Below are 25,374 nucleotides of genomic sequence, written 5' to 3'. Positions count from 1 at the left end.
GACTGGTTGTCTAGAAGCCGGTCGAAACCGGCTTCTAGACGGCCGTCTTTCTTTTCTACGCTATATGAAACACTCTTACAACCTGCCTGCTATGTTGCGTCAGGGGCTGCTGCTGGTACTATTGCTCTGTGTTGGGCAGGCCGCCCAAGCCCAATCGGGCCAATACGGCAACGAATGGATTGTGCCGGCCCAGCAGTACTACAAGATTAAAGTAACCCGCGACGGCCTGCACCGGCTCGACTACAATTACCTCACCCGGGCCGGCATCAATAGCGCCGACCCGACGCGGTTTCAGCTCTGGCGGCGGGGGCGTGAGGTAGCCATCTACGTGGGCGGCAACAGCCCTACCACGCTGGATGCGTCCACCTTTATCGAGTTCTACGGTCAGCGCAACGATGGGGCCCTGGATGTGGGAATGTATAAGAACGATTCTGACCACTACCAGAAGTTATATAGCCTGTATACCGATACGGCGGCCTATTTTCTGACCATAGCATCTCCCGCCATCAGCCCGAAGCGGATGCAGCAGGTGAACCCGACTCCGGTAGGTGGGGCCCATCCGTATTGGCGCTACCAGCGCACGGAAATTCATACTTTCAGGTATAATGATGTTGATTTACAGTCTTATGTGTTTCAGCCCTGGGGCGAGCCTGGCGAAGGCTTTTTCTCTGGACCTTTCCGGACGCTCAGCTTTAGCAGAGATTCTTTGCTGGATAATGGCTCGACGGGTCCGGTACCTCAAATAGAGTTGCAGCTGGTGGGGTCTAGCAAGTCCAGTCATCGGGTCACGCTCTATAGTTTGCCGCCTGGTGGGGCTCCTCGTCGGGCTATGGGACCGGCCGTGGATTTCAACGCTTATGAGCAGCGTAAAATGTCTTATCCATTGCTCCGCACAGATATCGACGCGAATGGAGTAGCTAATTTTTTTCTGGAGATAGATACGCAGCCAACTGGAACAGCCACAAACCTGATTCGGGTGGGCTACACCAAAATCACGCACACGCGCCCAAGTACCTGGAATGCGAGCCGCTCGATGGTGCGCTTTGCTAATGATTCCACACTGGGAAGTGCCCCGGCTTACTATTCTCTTGGCAACGTGCCCGCCACCGTGCGAGGCTTCGACGTAACAGATCCTTATAATGTACAGCGCGTGGAAGGTCGGGCTGAAAGCGCTGGCCGCCGGGGTTACGTATTTCCGAATGCCGTGCCAGGCGGCAGGTCGCGCAATCTGTGGTTGGTAGATGTTGAAAAAGCTATCCTGCCGCCACCCGCCACCCGGGTTCAGTTTTCGCCTATTGGCCCAGCTAACTACAACTTTCTAATTGTTAGTAGTACTCGTCTGATGAGGCCTGCTGGCACTATTGCCAACCCTGTGCAAGCTTACGCTAATTACCGGGCTTCAGCCGCTGGTGGCAGCCATCAGCCTCTGATTGTGACGAGTGAGCAGCTTTACGACCAATTCCACTACGGGGAAAAATCGGCGCTTGCTATTCGGAATTTTGCGCTCTATATGCTCACCAATACCCGACCGAAGTCGCTGCTGCTGCTGGGCAAAGGCCTGGCACCGGGCGAGTATGATGAAGGCGTATACCATCGCCAGTTTCCGGACGTGTATCGGGCGCCTGGTGGCCCCAACGTGCGTGATCTGGTGCCAACAAGTTTGAGAGGCCCTTCCGACATCTTTCTGACTGCCGACTGGCGCAATAGCAGCTCTGCCGCCCGTATGGCTACTGGCCGTATTTCGGCCCAGACCCCAGCCGATGTGGCCAGCTACCTGAAAAAGCTGCAGGAATACGAGGAAGTAATCAGCCGGCCGGATGCGCCAGGGCTGGAATGGCGTAAGAATGCCTTGCACATTGCGGGCGGGAAAAATGAAGCAGAATTTGAAGAATTCGGGAACAACCTGAATGAGTATAAGCGCCGCATCGAACAGCCTCTTTTCGCAGGCAGAGTGATTAAAACGTACGCCCGTACGGATGCTGGCCTGCCTCAAGGATTGAGCATCGCAAATGAACTGAATGCCGGACTTGCCCTCATAAACTATTTTGGGCATGGCGACCCTACTAGCCTGGATTTCGATTTGGGCCGGCCCGCAGATGCAAGTAGTGGCTACAATAATGCGGGTAAATACCCCGTGATGTTTGCTCTTGGATGCGGCGCAGGCAATGATTTCCGGGCCCGCAGGGCGCAGTTTCCGGAGGACTGGCTGCTGGTGCCGGACAAAGGACTTATTGGCTTCATGAGTGAGTCAAGTTTTGGTTTTGAACCGGAGCTACACGAGATTCAGGACGAAACTTTCAAGCTGCTGCTCAATGATCCTCAGTGGTACAGCAAGCCAGTGGCAGAAATTCAGAACGAAGTGGCCCGTCGCTTGGGGCCGCAGGCAAGCTATAGCCAGCAAGGCTCGCTGATGTCTACCATCTGGCACGCCGATCCAGCCCTACGCCTGTTTGCGCCGGCCCAGCCGGACTTTACGTTTGGCACGCCGGCCCTGGAAATTCAGCCCGTTGGCACGGGCCCAGTGCTGGCTACTTCCTCGCAGTTCCGGCTGCTGGTGAAGGTGCGCAACCCCGGCAAGGTGACCTACGACCGGGTAGATATTTCGGTGAAGCGCGAGTATGACCGCGGCTCGCTGCCCGTGCGGGCCGATACCGTGTATACCTTCAACGGCCTGCGGCAGGCCCTGCGCGACACGACTTACGTGCTCACGCTGAGAAATACGGGCAGCCCGTTTGGCACCAACAACTTTACCGTCACGCTCGACTACCAGAACCGCGTAGCCGAGCTGAACGAGCTGAATAACACGGCTACCACCAGCTTCGTGTTTCTGCGGCCCGGCGTCACGCTGCTGAGCCCGCCGGAATTTGCCATTGCCAACTCCGAAACCCTGCGCCTGGTAGGCCAGACCAACGTGGCCGGCCCCATCCGGCCCTTCGACCTGGAGCTGGACACCATTCCAACTTTCAATAGCCCCTTGTTGCGCCGCACTACCGTGCAGGCTCCGCTGGTGGCCGAATGGCGGCCCCGGCAACTTGCCATTGCCGGCCGTGATAGTGTGGTGTGGTACTGGCGCATGCGCTTCAAGACCAAGCTCGATGCCAGCGAAAACGACGACTGGACCACCAGCTCCTTCCGCATCATCAACGACGGCACCACCGGCTGGTCGCAGAGCCACCACGGGCAGTTCCGCCGCGACGAGCTGCAGCGCCTGAGCGTGGCCGCACCTTCGGGTAAGTGGAAGTTTGAGGATGTAACCAAATCTATTATGCTCCGGACGCAGGGCGCGGCCCCGACCGGCACCACGTTTCAGGGCACCTACGGCGTGCAACTGGGCACCGAGCAGTTGTCGGTGCTGGCTTGTGGGGTCACGCTGCCGAATATTCTGGTTTCCGTGCTCGATGGCGCTTCCTTCAAATCGTTGCGCAAGCTGGGCGGCGGCCCTTATGACTCGTGCGGAACGGCGCCGAACCGCTTCTACCACTTCGCCGCTTCCGCTACCGACAACATCAACTCGCCGGCGCGGCAGCAGCAACTGCTCACGCTGCTCAACAACGTGCCGGCCGGGGCTTATGTGGCGCTGGTATCGGCGAACCGCGTGAATTTCTCCGCCTTCCCGCCCGCCCTGAAAGCGGCGCTGACGGCATTGGGAGCCCAAAAAGTAAACCAGCTCCAGGACGGCGACCCGTATGTGCTGCTGGCTCAGAAAGGTGCGGGCAGCCAGACGCAGGAGCGCACCTACGACGCGGCCCAGCCCGGCACCCGCACCGAGCAGATCGTAAGCCTGACCGCGGCGCTCAACTCCAATAGTGCCAGTGGCTCGCTCAGCTCTACGCTCATTGGTCCGGCGCAGCAATGGACTACGCTGCACCACACCGTGCGCACCGAACCTTCCGACAGCTACTCGCTGCAGCTCATTGGGGTTGATGCCAATAAGGTTGAAACAGTATTGCAGCCCAACGTGACCAGCCGGGCCTACTCGCTGGCCGGGGTATCGGCCGCGCAGTACCCGTATTTGAAGCTGCAGCTCCGGCTACGCGATACCCTCAACCGCACGGCTCCGCAGATTGAGCAGCTATTGGTGACGTACAAGGGCTTCCCGGAGGGCGTAGCCCGGCGCGACTCGGTGCTGGCCCGCACGCCCAATGCCTACGATGCGGCCACGCTGAAAGCGCAGGCGGCCACCGGTTACCTGCGCGTGCCGGTGGTATTCCAGAATGTGACGCCCATTACCTTCGGCACGCCGCTGAAAGCCCGCATCACGGTGCGCAGCACCGGCGGCACCACGACGGCGGAGCGCGTCACGGAAATGACTTTGCCCAACGTGGGAGCCAACGGAGCGCTGCTGTTCACGGCTCCAGCCGACGTGCGCGACCTGAGCGGCGACATCAGTATGCAGGTTGATGTGAACATGGACAAGGCCGGCCTGCGCCAGCCCGAACTGTTCTACTTCAACAACGTGCTGACGCTGCCCGCCTTCCGGATGGATAACGCCAACCTGCCGCCCGTGCTGGACGTGGCTTTTGACGGCCGGCGCATTCTCAACGGCGATATTGTCAGCCCGCGGCCCGTTATCACGGTGCTGATGACCGACGACAACCGCCTGCGTCCCATCAGCCGGGCCAATGCCTTCGACGTGGTACTGATCCGGCCCGATGGCACCCAGACCCGCGTCGATCTGCTGCGCGACACCAATATTTCCTTCGTCGCCGACTCGACAAAGGGCACGGCGGAGCTGAAATACGAGCCTGGCAAAACCAGTGCCCTGCTCGATGGCACCTACCGCCTGGAGGTGCAGGGCCGTGATGCCAACAACACGCAGGCCACGGTGGGGGACAAGTATTCAATAACCTTCGAGGTAATCAGCACGTCCAGCATCACGCACCTGTACCCGTATCCGAACCCGATTACCAGCAAAGCCAAGTTCGTATTCACGCTCACGGGCTCGGAGATGCCGCGCAACTTCAAAATCCAGATTATGACACTGACCGGCAAGGTGGTGAAGCAGATTATGATGGACGACCTGGGGCCGCTCCACATCGGCAACAACATCACCGAATACGCCTGGGACGGCACCGACGACTACCAGGACCGCCTGGCCAACGGCACCTACCTCTACCGCGTGGTGATGGACGACCCCGAGAATAAATTCGAGCGCCGCAAAACGGCCGGCGACAAATCGTTTAAGAACGAGTGGGGCAAGCTGGTGCTGCTGCGCTAAGCTCTCCTGTGCAATGCTCAACTAAAAGAGGCAGCCGACTATGGCTGCCTCTTTTGGTTAAAACGATGTGGAGCAAGGGAATATCTCGCCGCTCCTAGCGTCGGCGCAAGGTCACAAAGCTAAAGGCGTAGGCGTGTTTGGCATCGGGCTCGTGCCGCTCACGGTTTTCTTCGCGCCATTCCAACGGCGAAAGCTCGGGAAAGGTGGCGTCGCCCTCGAAGTCGTGGTGGACTTCGGTGAGGTACACCACATCGGCGGCGGGCAGGGCCTGGCGGTAGATTTCGCCGCCGCCAATCACGAAGATATTCTCATCGAACGTGCGGGCCAGCTCCAGCGCGCCGGGCACCGAGTGCGCCACCTCGCAGCCCGGCTGCTGCCACTCAGCCTGCCGCGTCACGATGATGTTGGTGCGGTAGGGTAGCGGCTTGCCGATGGCCTCGAACGTGCGGCGGCCCATGATGATGGGGTGGCCGGTGGTGAGCTGCTTGAAGTGCTTCAGATCGGCGGGCAGGTGCCAGATCAGCTGGTTGTCGCGCCCGATAACGCCGTTTTGGGCGGCGGCTACTACTAATGCAATCATGCGGCAGGAGAAGTGAGTAGGGTGACGTTGAAGCCGCGCAGGAAGTCGGTGATGGGCATGCGCTTCTTGCCTTCGAGTTGCACGTCGAGCAGGTCGAGCTGGCCGTCCGGGGTTTGCAGGCGCAAGAAAGTTTTGCCGTCGGTGTGCCAGGTGCCGGCCGGGCCGGCAGCCTCTGGCAGAGCTTTGGCGCGGAATATTTTGAGCGTGCGGCCGTCGGGGAGCTGGGTGAAGGCCGTGGGGATGGGAGAGAGGCCGCGTACGCGGTTGGCCAGCGCCGTGGCGGGCTGCTGCACGTCGAGGCGGCCGGTTTCCTTCTGAATTTTGGGGGCCGCCCGTAGTTCCGCGCTCGGCACCTGCGGAATGCTGGGCGCCGTGCCGGCCGCAATGGCCTGCACGCTACGCAGGGCCAGTGCCGCGCCGGCCGCTTTCAGCTTTTCGTAGAGCGAGCCGAAGTCGTCCTCGTCGGCAATGGGCACCACGTCCTGGAAAATCAGGTTGCCGGTGTCAATTTCATGCTGCAGGAAGAAGGAAGTGACGCCGGTTTGCTTTTCGCCCTGAATGAGGGCCCAGTTGATGGGGGCCGCGCCGCGGTACTGGGGCAGCAGCGAGGCGTGCACGTTGATGGAGCCCAGGCGCGGCATATTCCATACCGCCTCGGGCAGCATTCGGAAGGCTACTACCACCTGCAAATCGGCAGCGTAGCTTTTCAGCTCGGCCTGAAATTCCGGCGACTTGAGGTTGGTGGGCTGCAGCACCGGTACGCCGTGCGCCACGGCCGCCTTTTTCACCGCCGACTCGGCCAACTGCTGGCCCCGGCCGGCGGGCTTGTCGGGGGCCGTGATGACGGCCACCACCCGGCCGCCGGGCCAGCTGAGCAGCGCTTCCAGCGTAGGCACCGCAAATTCGGGGGTGCCCATGAAAATGATTCGTAGCATAGTAGAAAGCAGGGGAGAACTCCGCATTGTCATTGCGAGCAGCGCGAAGCAATCCGTCCTGGACAACAAAGTAAGCGTTGTTAACCCACAAAGCCCTAACGCAAGGCATACGTTGGGGCTTTGTGGTAAAACAGGGCTTTCTACATTTGAGAGGACGGATTGCTTCGCGCTGCTCGCAATGACAGCGGTAAGTTACTTCTCCGGATACAGCAGATACTTCTTGCGCAGCACCTTGAACCGGCTCAGCCCCGGCTCCCACGACTGCCGGATTTCCGCCTCCGACTTGCCCGCTATGATTTGCTGCCGCAAGGAAGCCGTGCCGCTGAGCTGCTCGAAATACTTGCCGAAAAAATGCGCCTTATCGGTGCTCTGCTGGTAGAAATCGAGCAGGTAGCGCACCGTGAAGCCCGTGGGCTCATCGATGTTGGTCTTATGCAGGTCGAGGCCGTAGCAGAGCTTGCCATTCTGGGGCGGGGTGGGCGAGCCGGCGTTGGGCCGGGGCGTGAAGCGGTAGGGCCGCGTGGTGGGCTGCGTGGGGCTGCCCACTACTTCAAACGGCGAGTCGGTGCCACGGCCCACGCTTACATCGGTGCCCTCAAACATGCAGATGGTGGGGTACAGGGCCACTGAGTGGGCGTTGGGAAGGTTGGGCGAAGGCCGCACGGGCAACACGTAGCGCGTGGCGTGGGTGTAGCCCATCACGGGCACCACCGTCAGCGAACATTGCCGGCCGCCGGCCAGCCATTTTTCGCCGTTCAGCATCAGGGCCAGCTCGCCCACCGTCAGGCCGTGCACAATCGGCAATGGGTCCATGCCCACGAACGACTTGTGGGCCGGCTCCAGCACGGGGCCATCTACATACCAGCCGTTGGGATTGGGGCGGTCTAGCACCACCACGGCTTTGTTCTGTTCGGCAGCGGCTTCCAGCACGTAGTGCATGGTGCTGATGAAGGTGTAAAACCGTGCTCCCACGTCCTGAATATCGAAAACCAGCACGTCGAGGTCCTTCAGCATTTCCGGGGTGGGCTTTTTGGTGGCTCCGTAGAGCGACTTCACCGGCAGGCCGCTGCGGCCGTCGCGGCCGTCCTTGATGGTGGCCCCGTCGGCAGCTTCGCCCCGGAAGCCGTGCTCGGGGGCAAAAATCATCTTCACCTGCACGCCCTGGGCCAGCAGCGTATCCACGAGGTGCGTCTGGCCTACCAGCGAGGTTTGGTTCACTACCACGCCCACGCGCTTGCCCAGCAGCAGGGGCAGGTAGCGGTCGGCCTGCTCGGCGCCCATGCGCAGCTTCGGGGCCGGCACGGCTTGGCCGGGAGCCGGGGCAGAAACCGGGCGGGCGGCAGCCCCGTTTGAGCCTTCGGCCGCCGCGGCCACCGGCGACGCGGCCCGGGAACAATCACTTAAAGCCAGCGTCAGGCTCAGCAGGCCACAAATCAGGGTAGATGTCATGGAGAGAAATGGGAAGAAGAAAACTGGCCGCAGACGTGTAGCTTTACGCCAGTGAATATCTCGCGGTACATATCCAACAAGATCGACGGGGCCGACTCAGGTTCTTTTACCTCGTCGGTGACAAAAATAGCCATTATCAGTATTGCACTGGGCGTGGCGGTCATGATTGTGTCGTTTGCCATCCTGGAAGGCTTCCGCAACGAGATTCAGAGCAAGATCTTCTCGTTCGGCTCCCACCTGACCATCAGCAAGTACGACACCAACAACTCGCTGGAGGTGGAGCCCATCGGTGGGCCGCGGCTGGTGAAGCAGCTGCGCGGCTTCCCGCAGGTGCAGAATATTCAGCCCTTTGCCCGCAAAACGGCCATTATCAAAACCCGCGAGGAAGTGATGGGCGTGGCCCTGAAGGGCATTGACGAGGTAAACGGCATCTCGACCATGCGCCAGAATCTGGTGGCGGGCAAGTTCTTGTCGTTTCCCGATTCGGCGGCCAGCACCGATATTCTGCTCAGCCGCAAGATTGCCGACAAGCTGCGCCTGAAAGTAGGCGACGACGCGCTGTTCTACTTCATTCAGAACCCGCCGCGGGTGCGCAAGTTCACCGTGAGCGGCATCTACCAGACCGGCCTCGACGAGTTCGACGAAGCCTACGTCATCGGCGATTTGCGGCAGGTGCAGGAGCTGAATTCCTGGCCCGATTCGCTGGTGGGCGGCGTGGAAGTGATTCTGCGCGACTTCAAAACGCTCGACCCGACCTCCGACCACATCTACGAAAACCTGCGCTACGACCTCAAGCTGGACAAAATCACGGACCAGTACGCCCAGCTTTTCGACTGGCTGCAGCTGCTGAACCGCAACGTAGTTATCTTCCTGATTCTGATCATCTTCGTGGCCACGTTCAACATGGTAGCCACTATTTTCATCATGATTCTGGAGCGTACCAACATGATTGGAGTGCTCAAGGCCATCGGGGCCACCGACAACCAGATCCGGAGCATGTTCTTCTTCCGGGGCCTGAGCCTGACCATCCGGGGCATGATTTTCGGCAATCTGGCCGGGCTGGGCTTGTGCGCCATTCAGTACTATTTCCATCCCATCCCGCTCGATCCGCAGAACTACTACATGGACCGCGTGCCGATTTTCTGGGATCTGAAGATGATTGTCATCCTCAACATCGCCACCTTCCTCACGTCCCTGCTCGCCGTGCTGATTCCGACGTATCTGATTTCCCGAATCCGCCCCGTCACGGCCATTAAGTTCGACTAAAAGCAGCGCAGGCTGTAATTCGCCTGTCATCCTGAGCAAAGCGAAGGACCTTCCTCTTTTCGCACTGCAACACGCTTTCAACGTACAAAGCCCTTTACCATGCGAACGGTAAAGGGCTTTGCTCATTCTAAAATGCTTCTCGCTTAACCGAGGAAGGTCCTTCGCAGGCGTACGCCAGATGAAGGATGACAGGCGAATTATAACCAACGGCTCTGCAATATCAAGTTCGGGTCAGGGCAGAGGGCGGCCCATTTCTCCCGCTCTTCCGGTAAAGCCACACCGGGAAAGTCGCCGGTGCGGCCTTCCATATCGGCGATGATCTGAAAGTGAAGGTGGGGCGGCCAGTCGCCGTTTTCGGGCGCGGGGCCCACTTCGGATACCTGGTCGCCGGTTTCCAGGGTGAGGCCAGGGCGGAGCAGGGCGGTTTCGGCGCGGCTAAGGTGGCCGTAGAGCGTGTAGAACGTGGTGCCGTCCAGCTCGTGCTGCAGAATGACGGTGGGGCCGTAGTCGCCGAAATTATCGTTGTCCTGCACGCTGTGCACCACGGCGGGCAGCGGGGCCAGCACCGGCGTGCCGGCCCGCAGCCACACATCCACGCCCAGGTGCAGGGAGCGGGCCGGAATGGCCGGGTCGCCGAACAAACCGGGGCTGCGGCGGTAGATAACGCGGTTTTCGAGGTAGCCGCCCACGCCGATCAGCGCATGCTGCGCGGCCAGCAGGTCGGCTACCAGGGCTTCGAAGGCGGCCGTGTCGCGCAGGTCGGCGGTGGCCAGCACGGGGTTTTGGGCCGAGAAGTCGAGGCGGCAGACTTCGGGCGCGTTCAGATCAACGGGCAGCACCGGCCCGAAGTCGGCGCGGTGCTTTTGCAGGAGCTTGGTTAAAAGCATAAGGGTAAGTAAGAGGAGGCTAGTGAGCGGTGGAAACTGTCATTGCGAGCAAAGCGAAGCAATCCGTCCTCTCAAATGTACCCAACTCCTTTTCACTGGAAAGCCTTAACGCTTTCTAACATCAGGGCTTTGTGGTGAAACACGGCTTTTCACATTTCAGAGGACGGATTGCTTCGCGCTGCTCGCAATGACAGGCCGTATTCTACCAAAACGCCCCATTTGCCGTACTTTGCAGAGCCGTTGCTCAGCAAGTCACGGCTGAGGCCGATTACCTGTACCCACCCCCGACGCTTTCCAATCGATGAGTAGCCCTTACCTTACGCTTAACGTGGTGGAAATCACCCACGAAACCGCCGACGCTGCCACCATTCACCTCGAACGCCCCGACCGCCAGCCCATTGCCTGCGACCCCGGCCAGTTCCTGACCCTGATTTTGCCCTGCGGCCCCGGCGGAAAAAAAGAGCGCCGGGCCTACTCGCTCAGCAGCACGCCCCACGAGGCCCCGCGCCTGTCGGTCACGGTGAAGCGCGTGACCGGCGGCCTGGTCAGCAACTACCTGCTCGATACCGTGCGCGTGGGCCAGCAGCTGGAAGCCATGGCCCCGCTGGGCAATTTCACCCTGAAGCCCAGCCCCAAATCGGCCCGCTCTCTGGTGCTCATCGGGGCCGGCAGCGGCATCACACCGCTCATGTCTATTCTGAAGGCTGTGCTGCGCGAGGAGCCCCAGAGCCACGTGCTGCTGGTGTACGGCAACCGGACCGAGGAATCGGTGATTTTTCGCACCCAATTGCAGCAGCTGCAGACGCAGTCGGCGGGGCGCTTGCAGGTCGAGCACGTATTCAGCCAGCCCGCCAACCCGGCTGCCAGCCCCCACACCGGCCGCCTGAACCGCACCATGCTGCTGCGCATTCTGGAGCAGCGCCACCAGTTTCCGGCCGAGCAGGCCGAGTACTTCATGTGCGGCCCCGAGGGCATGATGACCGAAGCCCGCGCCGCCCTCGACCTGCTGGGCGTGCCCGCGGCCCGCATCCGCCGCGAGAGTTTCGTGGCTGCCGCCGACACGATGGAGGCCGCCGCCGCCCAGCCCAACGGCCACGGTGACGTGCTGGCTACGGATAACGACGGCAAAATCGACGGTCATGTCGTTACCATTCAGTACGAAGGCTCGGAGTACAAAGTAGCCGTGAGCCCGAAGCAGACCATTCTGGAAGCCGCCCTGGATCAGGACATCGACCTGCCCTACAGCTGCCAGGCGGGCCTCTGCACGGCCTGCCGGGGCAAATGCCTCTCGGGCAAAGTGCACCTGGATGAGCGCGAAGGTCTCTCGGACTCCGAAATGAAGCAGGGCTACGTATTGGTGTGCGTAGGCCACCCGCTCACCGACGATGTGGTGATTGAGATTGACTAACCCGATTATTTCCCCGTATCTTTTTCCCTTATGAATACTTCCGCCCCTGACACCCTGGCCGCCACGGCTACTGATACCCGGCGCCCGCCGCGCCACTACCTGCCCGAGTCGTTTGTAGTGACGGACTGGGCCGCGCTGGAACCGTATTTCCTGGAGCTGCGCGACCGGAATATCAAGTCGGCGGCGGAGTTGGAGCGCTGGCTGCTCGACCGCTCGGAGCTGGAAAGTGTGCTCAGCGAGGATCTGGCCTGGCGCTACATCCGCATGACGTGCGACACCCAGGACCAGGCGCGGTCGGAGGCGTTTCAGTACTTCGTGAGTGAGATTGAGCCCAGCGTGGCTCCTTACGACCATGCGCTGAATGAGAAGATGATCGGCTCGGAGTTTCTGGCCGGGCTCGACCCGCAGCGCTACCGTATTTTCACCCGCTCGGTGCGGCAGGCCCTGGAAATATACCGGGCCGAAAACATTCCGCTCAAAACCGAAATCAGCACCAAGCAGCAGCAGTACGCGGCCACGGTGGGCGCCATGACGGTGACGCTGGACAGCGAGGAGATGACGCTGCCCCGCGCCGCCGACCGCCTCAAAAGCCCCGACCGCGCCGTGCGTGAGGAAGCCTACCGCGCCATTCAGGCCCGCCGCCTGCAGGACAGCCAGCCGCTGGATCAACTCTTCGATGAGCTGGTGGCCCTGCGCCACCAGATGGCTCTGAACGCCGGCTTTCCCAACTTCCGCGACTATATGTTTGCCGCCCTGGGCCGCTTCGACTACACCGCCCAGGACTGCTTTGCCTTCCACCGCGCCATCCGCGAAACTGTGGTGCCCCTCCTTGACGACCTCGACCTGGAGCGCCGGCAGGACCTGAACCTGCCCGAGCTGCGCCCCTGGGACCTCGACGTGGACGTGAGCGGCAAAGCGCCCTTGCGGCCCTTTGATACCGGCGAAGAACTGCTGGAAAAGACCATCACCGTCTTCAGCCGCTTGGATTCTTACCTCGGCGACTGCCTGCGCACCATGCGCACCATGGGTCACCTCGACCTGGAGTCGCGCAAGGGCAAAGCGCCGGGCGGCTACAACTACCCGCTGGACGAAACCGGCGTGCCATTCATTTTCATGAATGCCACTTCCTCGCTGCGCGACGTCATTACGATGCTGCACGAGGGCGGCCACGCCGTGCACTCGTTCCTCACGCGCACCCTGCCGCTCTCGGCCGACAAGCACCCGCCATCTGAGGTGGCCGAGCTGGCTTCGATGAGCATGGAGCTGATTTCGATGGACCAGTGGGACCTGTTCTTCCCCGATGTCGACGAGCTGCGCCGGGCCAAGAAAACCCACCTCGAAAGCGTGCTCGAAACCTTCCCCTGGGTGGCCACCATCGACAAGTTTCAGCACTGGATTTACGAGAACCCCGAACACACCCAAGCGCAGCGCCACGCCCGCTGGGTGGAGGTATTCGACGAGTTCAACCAGCGCACCGTGAGCTGGCAGGGGCTGGAGCAGTTTAAGCCCTACCTGTGGCAGAAGCAGCTGCACCTCTACGAAGTGCCGTTCTACTACATCGAGTATGCCATGGCCCAGCTCGGGGCCATTGCCGTGTGGCGCAACTTCCGCCAGAACCCCGCCGAGGGCCTGGCCGCCTACAAGCGCGCTCTGGCCCTGGGCTACACCGCCCCCATCGGCGACATCTACGCCGCCGCCGGCATCCGCTTCGATTTCAGCACCGAATACCTGCGCACCCTCGCCGACTTTGTACGCGAGGAAATGGCCAAGCTGTAGGCGAAACCAGACAAACTAAAAGCACGAAAAAGGCCTCCGGAACAATCCGGAGGCCTTTTTCAGAACCAATCCAACCAAATGGCCAACGCACCTCGCCGGTGCTGTAGGGAAGAGGCCGCTGGCTGCCGAATGGTTGCATCGGGGGGTATGCTACTGGCCGGGGTCGGCTTTATTGCTGCAGCTCAAATAGGGGCAGGGGCTGCAGCTGGCTGTATTTGCCGCCGAGCGAGTTCAGCTCCACCTGGTGCAGCTTCAGGTAGTTGTTGAACTGCTTGGCGGCCCGATCATAGCGCAGCCGGAAGCCCACCACCTCGCTGTCGGCGGCCTGAATATCGTTGGTGAGCTGCTGCACCGGGGCGCTGGGCTGGCCGGTAGCGGGCTGGGCCAGGCCAAATACCAGGTGCAGCACCGAGTCCTGGGCGGCATCGTAGGCGTCGATGGTGGGGGAGGCGGCCATGCTTTGCTGGGTGTAGCGGCGGCGGGGCAGCCGGTCGTTGGCGCGGGCCAGCGGCTGCAGCTGGGCGCGGCTCAGGCCGGGCTGCTGCTCCAGCTGCTGCAGCAGGCGGCTGGTGGCCTGCACTTTGGCATCGTCGCTGGCCATCATCTGTTTCCAGCGGGCATCCACGGAGTCGCGCAACACGGTAAGCTGCGCCTTGGCCGCCGCCGGCGAAGTCGGGTCGAGGGGTTTGGGCGTGCGGTTGCAGGAGTCGAGGCCGGCCAGCAGCAGGAGCAGAACCAGGGGCAGAAGCTTTTTCATAGATTGTGTTAACGCCGGGAAGCGGCAAAATTGTCTGATAAGTGGAAAACTGGAAAACGCGCAATCAGGGGCGGAGGCCTGCGGGTCCGGCCGGCAAAGATAGGGCCACGAAGGCCGTAGCATCCTACCGCTACCCTTGCCGGCCAGTCGCCGCCGTTTTAGCTCGCTATTGACAATCAGGACTTTCGCGAAGGGTGAGGCGCATATTTTTTATAATTTCGTAATGCCGTGAAAGAGGCAAAAGCCGTACATTTGCCTCCGGTTTCCTCTTCTTAAATTCTTCTACGCACATGAAAAAAAGCTACTTTTTGGTTTCAGCCCTGCTGCTGACCACTGCTGTTTCCTATGGTCAGGGCACTGAGTTGTTCCTGTCGGAATATACCGAAGGGGCCCACATGGCCAACGTGAGCTACAACGGCGGGGCTTCGCTGTCTACCGGCAACGAGCGGGCACTGGAGGTTTTCAACCCAACTCTGGCCGACGTAAACCTGGATGCCTACTCCATTCGTCGGTATTCTAATGGTAGCCAAGTGGTTACGGAAGAGGAAAAGCTGAAGCGCAAGACCGGCACCAATGTGCTGAACTCGACAGCGGCTTTCGTGTATTCCAACGGTGAATCCACCATCACGGCTATCACCAGCAAGGCCGACCAGTTGGGGGCCTTCCCGGTAGCCACGCCCGGCCCGAACACGATTCTGCGCGGCGGGGTGGCTTATCATAACGGTAACGATGCTATTGGCCTGGTGCGCTGGACGAGCGGCACGGCCGGCGTGGGCAACCCGGTGCTGGTGGATATTTTTGGCGTAATCGGGCAGGATCCGGGCACATCATGGTCGGCGCAGGATGCGGCGGGGGTGCTGGTTACCTCGGCCAACCAGTCGCTGATCCGCCGGCCATCGGTTTCGATTGGTACGCGCACCAACCCGCAGCCGCAGGGCGGCACCCCTACGGTGCGCACCGGCTACAATATTGCCACGGAATGGGAGTCGTACTCTTCGGCCTTCCCGGCCGGTGGCGGCCCTGCTGACCCCGCCAGCCAGAGCTACGCCCGCCTCGGCGAGCACAACGACTACACGGGTCCATTCGGTACGTACCTGCCCCTCAAAACGCTGGACAAGTTCAACACCGGCATCAGCATCTACCCCAACCCCGCCAGCGGCTCGGCTACGGTCGAAATTAAAGGTGTGAAGGTGGGCAGCATCGTGGTACTGAACAACCTGGGCCAGACGATTTCGGCGCAGCCCCGCGGCCTCGGCTCCGAGAAGCTCACGCTGGATATTTCGGCCCTGAAGCCCGGTCTGTATTTCGTGCAGTGCCTGAGCGCCGACGGCCAGATCAAAGTATACAAAGAGCTGGTGGTGAAGTAGGCATTCTGCTTTTTGCTTTCCTGAAAAAAGCCCGGTCAGTTGATCGGGCTTCTTTTTTGTGGGAGCAGTTTGCCAAACCCAAGTTGCGGCGTAGTTCCTTCGAGCCCCAGTGGGGCGACATATCGGTAGCAAAGCACCAGGAAAGTAGGCCCAAAGCCCCGGCGGGGCGACACCAATCGTTGAACGACAGTGTCGCCCCGCTGGGGCTTTTGAAACGCTTTAGGCGCATTCCTCTACCGATATGTCGCCCCGCTGGGGCTAGTTTGTTCTACTACCCAACTTGAGTTATCAGGCCGAAACACCGGCAGCTGGCCGGGGCGCTTGGCTCTAGCCCGGTTCGGCGTACTTTTGTGCCATGAGCGACATCACCCCCCTGGAAACCATCGGCGAGTTTGGCCTGATCCGCCGCCTTCAGCAAACCGTGACGCTGCGCCAGCCCAGCACCATCCTCGGCATCGGCGACGACGCGGCCATTCTGGCCCCGCAGCCCGGCCAGGATCTGGTCATCAGCACCGATCTGCTGATTGAAGGCGTGCATTTCGACCTCACGTTTTGCCCGCTCAAGCACGTGGGCTACAAGGCCGTGGCCGTGAACGTGTCCGACATTGCCGCTATGAACGGCGTGCCAACCCAGATTGTAGTGGGGCTGGCCGTGGGGGCACGGTTTTCGGTGGAAGCCATTGAGGAGCTGTACGAAGGCATGCGCGTGGCCTGCGAAAACTACCACGTGGACCTAGTAGGTGGCGATACCACGGCCAGCCGCGGCGGGCTCACCATCAGCATCACGGTGCTGGGGCAGGTGCCGCAGGGCCAGGCCGTGCGCCGCAGCGGGGCCAGGCCCAACGACCTGCTCTGCGTGACCGGCGACTTGGGCGGGGCTTTTCTGGGCCTGCAGGTGCTGGAGCGCGAAAAAGCCGCCTGGTCAGCCGACCCCGAGATGCAGCCAGAGCTGGAGAAATACCCCTACGTGCTCCAGCGCCAACTGCGCCCCGATGCCCGCATGGACGTGATTCACGAGCTTCGCGACCTGGGGGTGGTGCCCACCAGCATGATTGATATTTCCGACGGCCTTGCTTCCGAAGTGCTGCACATCTGCCAGCAGTCGGGCACCGGGGCGCGGGTATTTTCCGAGAACCTGCCCGCCGCCAACCCCATGCTGGAAGTGGCCAACGAGTTCAACCTCGACCCCATCATGTGCATGCTCAACGGCGGCGAGGACTACGAACTGCTCTTCACCATCCCGCTCACCGACCACGACAAAATCAAAAACCACCCCGACATCACCATCATCGGCCACATCACCGAAAAAGCCGACGGCGTGAACCTGGTCACCAAAGCCGGCCAGGCCGTGCCCTTGCAGGCGCAAGGCTGGCAGCACTTTTAGGAATTAAAAATTGAGAATTAAGAATTAAAAATGGGCCGTTCAACGATTCCTCAGTGGAATGTTGAACGGCCCATTTTTAATTCTTAATTCTCAATTTTTAATTGAATCAATCTTCCGGGTAGGGCACGAACACGAAGTTGGTGAACTCTTCGTCGAGCACGAACAGGCAGCAGTACTCGTTGGGGTCCTTGTAGGTGTGCTGGAAGGCCTCAATGCCCTCGGCCCCGATAATGCCCTGCTGCACAAACAACTCCAGGAACGAGGCAAAGACGTGCCACTCCAGCCCCGCGTCGTCGGCATTCACCAGCAGGCTGCCGATAGGCACTTCCTGGCGGGCAAACACGAAAATCGGGTACTTGGAGATGTCCATCTTGCGCACCTGCGACGAGGCTTCCATGATGGTGTCGGACACGGCGGCGAAGTCCTTGGTGATGGTGCCGAGGTATTTGCCGTTCAGTTCGGGGTCGTTGGCGTAGTCCATTGATGGGAGGCGATTAGCTGATTTTACCGGTCTTTTTAAGTAATAACAGACTGACTCCAATAAGAGCCCCCATAGCAATTGCGGCGTAGCCGCCGTACTTATCGTGGTTGCCCCGGATAAAATAGGGTTGCTGGCCCTTGTCAATAAATTGAGCCAGTCGGTTTATGCTATCATCAGTTTGTGTATTGGTTTCCTCATCGTAATATATCGTTACAATGTCCCCTTTTCTAAGCATATCAAGTTGCTCAAATGCAGGCTTGAAATCTCCGGCTTCTTTGCCAATAAACAGCTCAAATGGTTTGGGGTACTCAGCAACTACCAAGTATCGCATCTTTCCTTCATGCCGGTTAGGATAACCTTCCAGTGTTTTTTCGATACCAACAATTGCACCTTGAACACTATAAAATTCCTGCTTTGACTTTTGCCCGCGTGTCAGGATACCAAATCCCAAGAACAGGATTGTAAAAACCCCCAACATTGATTTGGTGAAGATGTGTGCAGGCTCGCTTTTAGATACAGTCGACATAGACAGAAAGATATTACCTCAACTCCAGCAGCACCACATTTTCCACATGGTGCGTGTGCGGAAACATATCCACCGGCCGCACCCGCGTTACCTTATACGCCTCGTCCAGCATCTCCAGATCCCGCGCTTGCGTGGCGGGGTTGCAGCTGACGTAGACGATGCGGGGGGCGCGCATTTCGAGCAGACGGGCCACTACGTCGGGGTGCATGCCGGCGCGGGGCGGGTCGGAGATAACGACATCGGGGCGGCCGTGGCGGGCGATGAACTCGGCGTTGAGCACGTCCTTCATGTCGCCGGCGTAGAACTCGGTGTTCTTAATATCGTTGATTTCCGAGTTCAGGTAGGCATCCTTCACGGCTGACTCGACATACTCCACGCCCACAACGTGCCGGGCCTGCCGGGCCACGAAGTTGGCGATGGTGCCAGCCCCGGTGTAGAGGTCGTACACCAGCTCGGAGCCGGTGAGGCCGGCGAATTCGCGGGTCAGCTTGTACAGATTGTAGGCGCCTTCGGAGTTGGTCTGGTAGAAGGATTTCGGGCCGACGCGGAAGCGCAGGCCTTCCATTTCCTCGTGGATGTATGGCTCCCCTTTGTAGCACACCACTTCCAGGTCGTGAAAAGTCTCGTTACCCTTGTTGTTGAGCACGTAGTTCAGCGAGGTGATTTGGGGGAACTTCGCCTGCAGAAAATCCAGCAGCGGAACCAGCGCGTCGTGGGCGTAGTAGCACTGCAGAATCACCATCAGGTCGCCGGTATTGGCCGTGCGGATGATGAGGTTGCGCAGAAAGCCTTCCTGGGTGACGAGGTTGTTGAAGGGCAGCGCGTGCTCCAGTGCGTAGTTGCGCACGGCCAGCCGGATTTCATTCGAAGGCTCGGGCTGCAGCCAGCAGTGCTGCACGTCGATGATCTTGTCGAACCGGTTCGGAGTGTGGAAGCCCAGCACCCGCCGCTCAATTTCTTCGCCGGCCTGAATCTGCTCGTTGGTCAGCCAGCCGTTGTGGCTGAAGGTATATTCGAGCTTGTTGCGGTAGTAGGTGCGGGTGGGGGAGTGCTGGATGGGCTCAATCTCGGGCAGGGCCACCTTGCCAATGCGCTGCAGATTGTCCTGCACCTGCTGCTGCTTGAATTTGAGCTGGGTGTCGTAGCCCAGGTGCTGCCACTTGCAGCCCCCGCAGGTGCCGAAGTGCTGGCAGAAGGGCTCCACGCGCAGGTCGGAGTATTTATGAAATTTGGTGGGTACGGCTTCCAGGAAGCTTTTTTTGGCCTTCACCACGCGCAGGTCCACCACGTCGCCGGGCGCTACGCCCGTCACGAAGATGACCAGGTTGTCGCGGCGCACAAGGCACTTGCCTTCGGCTACCATGTCGGTAATTTCGACTTCGCGGAGCAGCTCCGCCGGGATGTTTTTTACTGATTTCCTCACAAGCGCAAAGGTAACCACGGATTGACGCGGATTTTTCGGATTACACGGATTTTGTGAACGGCGCGGTAGCCAAGCCATACTGCACCGCTTTCCGACACGCCACAAAACAAGGAAGGCCACCCAAGCGGGTGGCCTTCCTTGTTGCTGCTAATCGTCCACAAAATCCGCGAAATCCGAAAAATCCGCGTCAATCCGTGGTTTATTTCACCAGCTCAAACCAGCCTTTGTACGTCTTGCCGGTGCTCAGCTTGAGCAGGTAGTAGTACACGCCGGCGGGCTGCTCGGCTCCGCTCCAGGAGTTGTCGTAGCTGGCTTTCGAGTACACTTCCTTGCCCCAACGGTTCAGGATGGTCATGGAGCTGCCCGGATACAGCTCCACGTTCTTGATTTCGAACTTATCGTTCAACCCGTCGCTGTTCGGGGTAACGACGTTGTAGAAAACCAGCTCGTTGGTGAAGGTCACGCAGGCATCGTTGGAGGCAGCGGTGAGGTTGCCGCTGGTGCTCACGGCCACCACCCGCAGGCACTGGTCGAAGCCGGCGGTGCTGCTGGCCAGCTCCGTTCGCAGCGTGGCGGCCGGCACGGTGGCTACCAGCTGGGCGGCCCCGTTATCGGCCGAGCGGAAGATCTGGTATTCCTTCACTTCGAAACCGCGGTAGGCGTTCCAGTTCATGCTCACCTTGCCCTCGTCGCGGCCCGACTGGCCTTCGGTGGCCGTGGCCACGGTGCGAATGGTGGTGTGGTCCTGGCTTTGCAGTGCGGTGCCGCAGCTGTTCAGCAGCTCCAGGCGGTATTCGTACGCCTTGGCATCGGCATCCACATTCGTATCGGTGAAGGTGGTGGCGGTGTTAGCCACGGTGCCCACGGTGATGAAAGCCCCGGTGGCCCCGGCGTCGCGTCGCATGATTTTCACCTGCCCGCCGTTGCCCGCGTTGTTCGGCACGGACAGCCGCAGCGTGATGCTCCGGTCGCCGGAAGCCACGGAGGCCGCCTGCAGGGCCACGCTGGCGTTGTCGGGCCGCACGGTAATGATGCTGGCGCAGCCGGCGCTGTTCACGTCGCTCACCTGCACGGTGGCCGCCGTAGTGCCGGCCGGGAAATTAACTGTAACGGTGCCGGTGCCCTGGCCGCTGGCAATAGTGCCGCCGCCCGTCACCGACCACTGGTAATTGGCGTTCGGCAAAGCCGAAGCCGTAGTGCCAACGGTGTAGGTAAGGCCGGTGCGGGTTTCGGGGCAATAGTTGGCCGGACCGCTGATGGCCAGCGCCGGCACTACCGTGAACTGTCGGGAGTAGGTGGGGCCCGAGCACAGACTGGCGTTTTTCTCCTGCGCCGTCAGCGTGTAGGTGCCCGGCGCGGCTGGTATCGGCAGCGTCACGGTGCCGGTGGTGCCGCTGATGGCCGCCCCGTTCAGCGTGTAGGCATAGGTCGAGTTGGCCGCGCCCGGCAGCGTGAAGCTGATGGTGCCGCCGTTCACGCAGGCCCGGCTGGGGCCGCTGATGGCCAGTGTGGCCAGGGGTGAGGGCAGCACGTTCACATACAGCGTATCGAGCGGGGTCTGGCTGATGCAACGCCCGCCGGTGGGGTTGGTGGTTTCAAACACGGCAATCTTGCCGATGCCGGGCCGGGTCCAGTTCACCGTCACGGTATTAGCGCTGGTAGCCACCTGCGTGCCGCCAATGATGCTCCAGGCATACGACGAGCCGGTGGTCAGCACGGTCTGGTAGGTGTAGGGGCCGTTGGCCTGGCACACGTTGTTCGGGCCGGTCGGCCGGGCCGTTTGCAGCAGTTGGTTGATGCGCACGGGCAGCACAACGGCTGCCGACTGGCAGAGCGTGGTGTTGATGGCAAACGCCCGCACGCTGGCCGCGGCATTCGGGCCGCCCCAGTTTACGGTGATGCTCGGCGTGCCCTGGCCGCTGGCAATCGTGCCGCCCACTACCGTCCATTGGTAAGTGGCGCTGCGCGGATTCCGGATAGAATATACTACGCCCTGCACCGTGGGGCACACCGACTGGCTGCCCTGAATGCTGTCAGTCAGCGGGGTCGGGTTCACCGTCACGACTACCGCGTCGGTGTTTTCGCAGCCTTCCGCCGTGCGGGCCGTCACGGTGTACGTTGTCGTGATGGGGGCCAGCGTGTTGTTTACGGCCGTGAAAACCGGGCGGGCCGTGGCGGCGCTGCTCAGGTTGGCGGCCGGGCTCCAGGAGTAGGAGTAGCCCGCCAGCGCCGTGGTGCCCAGGGTGGTGGTGGCACCCGCGCACAGCGCCACGTCGGCTCCGGCATTGGCCACGGCGGCCGGGTTCACCGTCACCGTCACGGTGGAAGTAGCCGGGCAGCTGGGCGTGAAGGCCGTATTTACGGTGAGCGTGTAGGTCGTCGTGATGGGCGTGGTGCCGGTGTTGGTCAGCGTAACGGTGGGCGTGGCCGAGGTGGCGCTGCTCAGCCCGGTGGCCGGGCTCCACTGATAGATGCTGCCCGCTACCACGCTGCCCGCGTTGCCCAGCGTCGCCGATTCGCCGGAGCAGAAGGCTTTGCTGGTGCCGGCGTTGGCCACGGCGGCCGGATTCACCGTGACGCGCACGGTAGAAGTAGCCGTGCAGCCCTGGGCCGTGGTGGCCGTCACGGTGAAGGTGTAGAGCTGGGGCGTGGTGCCGGTGTTAGCCAGCGAGAACGTCGGGTTGGCGGACGTAGCGCTGCTCAGGCCAGTGGCCGGGCTCCACGAATAGGAGTAGCCCGCCAAAGCGGCCGAGCCCAGCTGCGTAGCGGTGTTCGAGCAAACGGCGCGGTCGGCGCCGGCATTGGCTACCGAAGCTGGGTTTACTGTGACGCGCACGGTAGAAGTAGCCGTGCAGCCCTGGGCCGTGGTAGCCGTCACGGTGAAGGTGTAGAGCTGGGGCGTGGTGCCGGTGTTAGCCAGCGAGAACGTCGGGTTGGCGGACGTAGCGCTGCTCAGGCCAGTGGCCGGGCTCCACGAATAGGAGTAGCCCGCCAAAGCGGCCGAGCCCAGCTGGGTGGTTTCGCCCGAGCAGATGGCGCGGTCGGTGCCGGCAATGGCTACGGCGGCTGGGTTCACCGTCACGCGCACGGTGTCGCGCTTGAGGCAGCCCAGGTTGGTGGTCACGAGCAGCACGTAATCGGTCACGATGGGCGTGGTGCCGGTATTGGTCAGCGTCACGATCGGGTTGGGCGTGTTGGCCGCGCTCAGGCCCGTGGCCGGGCTCCAGAGGTAGGTGCTGCCCGCCACGGCCGAGGCCGCATCGCCCAGCGCGGCCGAGCCGCCGGAGCAGAATACGCGGTCAGCGCCGGCCACTGCCACCGCCGCCGGATTCACGGTAATCGTAACCGATGCCGTAGCCGTGCAGCCCTGGGCCGTAGTGGCCAGCAGGTTGAAAGTGTAGGTCTGCGGCGCGGTGCCATTGTTCACCTGCGAGAAAGTAGGCTGGGCCGCCGAAGTGCTGCTCAGGCCGGTGGCCGGGCTCCACAGATAGGTATAGCCCGCCAAAGAAGCCGCACCCAGCGTCACCGTTTCGCCCGAGCACACGGCGCGGCTGGTGCCGGCATTGGCAATGGCAGCCGGGTTCACCGTCACGCGCACCGTATCCACGGCCGTGCAGCCCTGCGCGGTGGTAGCCCGCAGAATGTAGTCCGTGCTGATGGGGGCGGTGCCGGTGTTGGTCAGGGTTACCGTTGTGGCGGGCGCGGCTGGGTTGGCCAGGCCGGTGGCCGGGGTCCAGAGGTAAGTCACGCCGGCTACGCCGGAGTTCAGCACGCCAATGGCGGCCGAGCCGCCCGAGCAGAACGCCTGCGGGTTAGGGCCGGCCTGCGCTACGGCGGCCTGGTTCAGGGTCACCGTTACCTGGTCGGTAGCTACGCAGCCCTGGGCCGTGGTGGCGGTCAGGGTGTAGGTGATTTGCTGCGGGGCGCTGGTGGTGTTGGTTTGCAGGAAGGTAGGGTTGGCCACCGTGGCGCTGCTCAGGCCGGTAGCCGGGCTCCACTGGTAGGTGTAGCCTGCCAAAGAAGCCGCGCCCAGCTGCGTGGGGCTGCCTGAGCACACACTCGCGTCAGCCCCGGCGTTGGCGATGGCGCGCGGATTCACCGTCACCGTTACCTGGCGCGCGGTGGTGCACACGCCGTCCGTCGTCGTCACGGTGTAGGTGGTGGTCTGGGTGGGGGCTACGGTGATGGTGGCGCTAGTCGAGTTCTGGCCACCGCCGGTCCAGGCGTAGTTTTGGGCCCCGCTGGCGGTGAGCGTGGTACTGGTGCCTTCGCAGATGGTCGGGTTGGCCGTCACGGCCAGGCCGCTGGCCGGGCGCACGTCCACGGCCCGCGACACGGAGTCGGAGGGGCAGCCCAGGGCGGAGATGCCCTTCACCGTCACGCGCCCGGCACCCACGGTATTCCAGCGCACCTGCACCGTATTATTGGTGTTGGAACCCTGAATAGTGCCGCCCTGCGCCGACCATAGATAGCTGCTTGCCACCGGCCCCACGGCCGTATAGGTGGCTACCTGGGCCCGGTCGCAAATCACGGCCTCGCCAGTAACGCTGGTGGGCCCGGCGGCCTTGGTCACCTGAATCTGGAATACGTCGGCAATGCTTTTTGCGCCGCAGGTCACGTCCGTAGCCGTCACCACAATGTCGTAGGGCGTATTGCGGGCCGTGCCGCAGCTGGAGTTGAACACGAACTGCCCGTTCACGCTGCCGCTGGTGCCGTTGACGGTCACCGTACCGGTGGGGTTGCCGGGCTGCACTACGCCCTGACTGCCGGCAAACGTGGCATTGAACGGCCCGGAGCCGTCGAGCAGCACGCTGTTTACTTTCATATTGATGGGGTTGCCATCGGCATCGGTAGCCGCCAGGTTGAAGCTGACGGTCTGGCCTTCTTCCACCGTGTAGAGGCGCGTGGCCAGCGTGGAGGGCGTAAACTGCGGAGCCCGGTTGGGCTGGCAGGTGCGCGAAACCAGCTGAATTTCCCGGCGCGTCGAGCCAATGAGTACTTCTGCCCCGTTGATGGTGCGGTATTCCTTCACCTCTACCGCCACCACATAAGCCCCCAGCAGGGCCGTGGCGTAGGAGCTGATGCCGTTGCTGGCGTTCAGAAACGCATAGCGGCCGGGGCCGGTGCCGAAGGGCGCGGTCTGACTATAGCCGTTGGCGTACGTAACGGCCGGCGGCGGTGGGGTGAAAACAGTAGGCAGCGGTCCGCCCCCCTGCGACCCGTAGGGTCGGCTGAAGGAGTAAATCAGCCGGTCGCCGTCGGCATCCACGGCGTTGTTTACGATGATGCTCGTGTCGCCCTGGCACACTACTACCACGGCCGTATCGGAGAACGTGGGGGAGGAGTTGGGAATCAGCGGCGGGGCCATTTCCACGTAAATCAACTGGCCCCAGCTGTCCGACTGGGCCAGGTTCAGAATGCCGGCGTTGCGGGTGCCGTCGGTATACACGGCGTAGTAGCCCTCGAAGGCCAGCGGCAGGTTCACGATGGTTTCGTAGCGCACCAGCCGCACCGTGATGGGCGCGCCGCCCGGCGTGCTGCACCCGCCCGGCTGGGGCGGCGTGATGATGGGGTTAGACGTGCGCTGAATAGTAACCGTCTGCAGGCGGTTGCCGGTGGTCTTGTTGTAGAAAGCCACGTCAACCGACGGCCGGCCATCAGGCACCGAAGAAGTGCTGCCGGCATTCACATATACCAGCACCGTTACGCGGTAGCGGTAAGGCGTGGCCGCGGGGCCGTTGGCGTTTAGATAGGAGTAAGTGATTTCGCCGCCCAGCAAGTGGGAGGCTGCCGCCGGCATAGCCCGCAAGCCCATCAGCAAAAGCACCAGGAGCAGGCTACGCTGTAAAAATGGTCGCATAGAATTCAATTAGAAAAAGAAAGAGGGCCGGCGCAGTGCGGCCGGTGGGAAAGGCAA

The 25,374-nt window shown here is 61.5% G+C and carries 15 protein-coding genes; 6 read left to right on the top strand and 9 right to left on the bottom strand.

The window, feature by feature from the left end:
• The first annotated feature begins 64 nt into the window (after window positions 1–64).
• On the top strand, window positions 65–5,218 hold the full coding sequence (gene porU2 / locus BUB62_RS07485; protein ID WP_073108155.1) for a putative type IX secretion system sortase PorU2: 5,154 nt from the start codon (window positions 65–67) through the stop codon (window positions 5,216–5,218).
• A gap of 94 nt (window positions 5,219–5,312) precedes the next feature.
• Here porU2 and BUB62_RS07480 read toward each other — a convergent pair whose 3' ends face one another.
• The 3 genes from BUB62_RS07480 to BUB62_RS07470 form a co-directional block, all read right to left on the bottom strand.
• Entirely contained in the window at window positions 5,313–5,798 is a 486-nt protein-coding gene (locus BUB62_RS07480) for a dihydrofolate reductase (protein WP_073108153.1), read from the bottom strand.
• On the bottom strand, window positions 5,795–6,733 hold the full coding sequence (fmt, locus tag BUB62_RS07475; protein WP_073108150.1) for a methionyl-tRNA formyltransferase: 939 nt from the start codon (window positions 6,731–6,733) through the stop codon (window positions 5,795–5,797). The genes BUB62_RS07480 and fmt overlap by 4 nt, the downstream gene beginning before the upstream one ends.
• A gap of 192 nt (window positions 6,734–6,925) precedes the next feature.
• Window positions 6,926–8,182: an exo-beta-N-acetylmuramidase NamZ family protein gene (locus BUB62_RS07470; protein WP_073108148.1), complete on the bottom strand. Its 1,257-nt coding sequence runs from the start codon at window positions 8,180–8,182 to the stop codon at window positions 6,926–6,928.
• A gap of 51 nt (window positions 8,183–8,233) precedes the next feature.
• Here BUB62_RS07470 and BUB62_RS07465 point away from each other — a divergent pair, with 51 nt between their 5' ends.
• Window positions 8,234–9,448, top strand: coding sequence for an ABC transporter permease (locus BUB62_RS07465; protein WP_073108145.1), 1,215 nt, complete (start codon window positions 8,234–8,236; stop codon window positions 9,446–9,448).
• Window positions 9,449–9,645: 197 nt separating this feature from the next.
• Here the strand turns inward: BUB62_RS07465 and BUB62_RS07460 are convergent, their stop codons facing one another.
• Window positions 9,646–10,335 carry a peptidoglycan DD-metalloendopeptidase family protein gene (locus tag BUB62_RS07460; RefSeq protein WP_073108143.1) on the bottom strand — a complete coding sequence of 230 codons (690 nt, stop codon included), beginning with the start codon at window positions 10,333–10,335 and terminating at the stop codon, window positions 9,646–9,648.
• Between the two features lie 301 nt (window positions 10,336–10,636).
• On the opposite strand from BUB62_RS07460, the gene BUB62_RS07455 reads away from it, so the two are divergent.
• Together BUB62_RS07455 and BUB62_RS07450 are read left to right on the top strand one after the other, a co-directional pair.
• Complete coding sequence (locus BUB62_RS07455) at window positions 10,637–11,743, top strand: ferredoxin--NADP reductase (protein WP_073108141.1); 1,107 nt, start codon at window positions 10,637–10,639, stop codon at window positions 11,741–11,743.
• A gap of 30 nt (window positions 11,744–11,773) precedes the next feature.
• Window positions 11,774–13,519: a M3 family oligoendopeptidase gene (locus tag BUB62_RS07450; protein WP_073108139.1), complete on the top strand. Its 1,746-nt coding sequence runs from the start codon at window positions 11,774–11,776 to the stop codon at window positions 13,517–13,519.
• A 169-nt stretch (window positions 13,520–13,688) separates the two neighbouring features.
• Here BUB62_RS07450 and BUB62_RS07445 read toward each other — a convergent pair whose 3' ends face one another.
• Window positions 13,689–14,276 (bottom strand): hypothetical protein, encoded by a 588-nt coding sequence (locus BUB62_RS07445; RefSeq protein WP_073108136.1) that lies wholly within the window; start codon window positions 14,274–14,276, stop codon window positions 13,689–13,691.
• Window positions 14,277–14,566: 290 nt separating this feature from the next.
• On the opposite strand from BUB62_RS07445, the gene BUB62_RS07440 reads away from it, so the two are divergent.
• Entirely contained in the window at window positions 14,567–15,643 is a 1,077-nt protein-coding gene (locus tag BUB62_RS07440) for a T9SS type A sorting domain-containing protein (RefSeq protein WP_073108134.1), read from the top strand.
• Window positions 15,644–15,998: 355 nt separating this feature from the next.
• The gene (thiL, locus tag BUB62_RS07435; protein WP_073108132.1) at window positions 15,999–17,027 is read left to right on the top strand and encodes a thiamine-phosphate kinase; all 1,029 of its coding nucleotides are present in this window, start codon (window positions 15,999–16,001) and stop codon (window positions 17,025–17,027) included.
• A 106-nt stretch (window positions 17,028–17,133) separates the two neighbouring features.
• Here the strand turns inward: thiL and BUB62_RS07430 are convergent, their stop codons facing one another.
• From BUB62_RS07430 to BUB62_RS07415, 4 genes are all read right to left on the bottom strand, one after another.
• Window positions 17,134–17,508, bottom strand: coding sequence for a hypothetical protein (locus BUB62_RS07430; protein ID WP_073108130.1), 375 nt, complete (start codon window positions 17,506–17,508; stop codon window positions 17,134–17,136).
• Between the two features lie 13 nt (window positions 17,509–17,521).
• Complete coding sequence (locus tag BUB62_RS07425) at window positions 17,522–18,034, bottom strand: hypothetical protein (RefSeq protein ID WP_143164076.1); 513 nt, start codon at window positions 18,032–18,034, stop codon at window positions 17,522–17,524.
• A gap of 13 nt (window positions 18,035–18,047) precedes the next feature.
• Window positions 18,048–19,457, bottom strand: coding sequence for a 23S rRNA (uracil(1939)-C(5))-methyltransferase RlmD (rlmD, locus tag BUB62_RS07420; RefSeq protein WP_073108125.1), 1,410 nt, complete (start codon window positions 19,455–19,457; stop codon window positions 18,048–18,050).
• Window positions 19,458–19,656: 199 nt separating this feature from the next.
• Window positions 19,657–25,317, bottom strand: a complete 5,661-nt coding sequence (locus tag BUB62_RS07415; protein ID WP_084538902.1) for a T9SS type B sorting domain-containing protein — start codon at window positions 25,315–25,317, stop codon at window positions 19,657–19,659.
• Between the last annotated feature and the right edge of the window lie 57 nt (window positions 25,318–25,374).

This window comes from Hymenobacter daecheongensis DSM 21074 (genome assembly GCF_900141805.1).
Lineage (GTDB): Bacteria > Bacteroidota > Bacteroidia > Cytophagales > Hymenobacteraceae > Hymenobacter > Hymenobacter daecheongensis.
The sequence above is the reverse complement of the archived record's forward strand: the minus strand, read 5'-3'. Positions and strand labels throughout refer to the sequence as shown.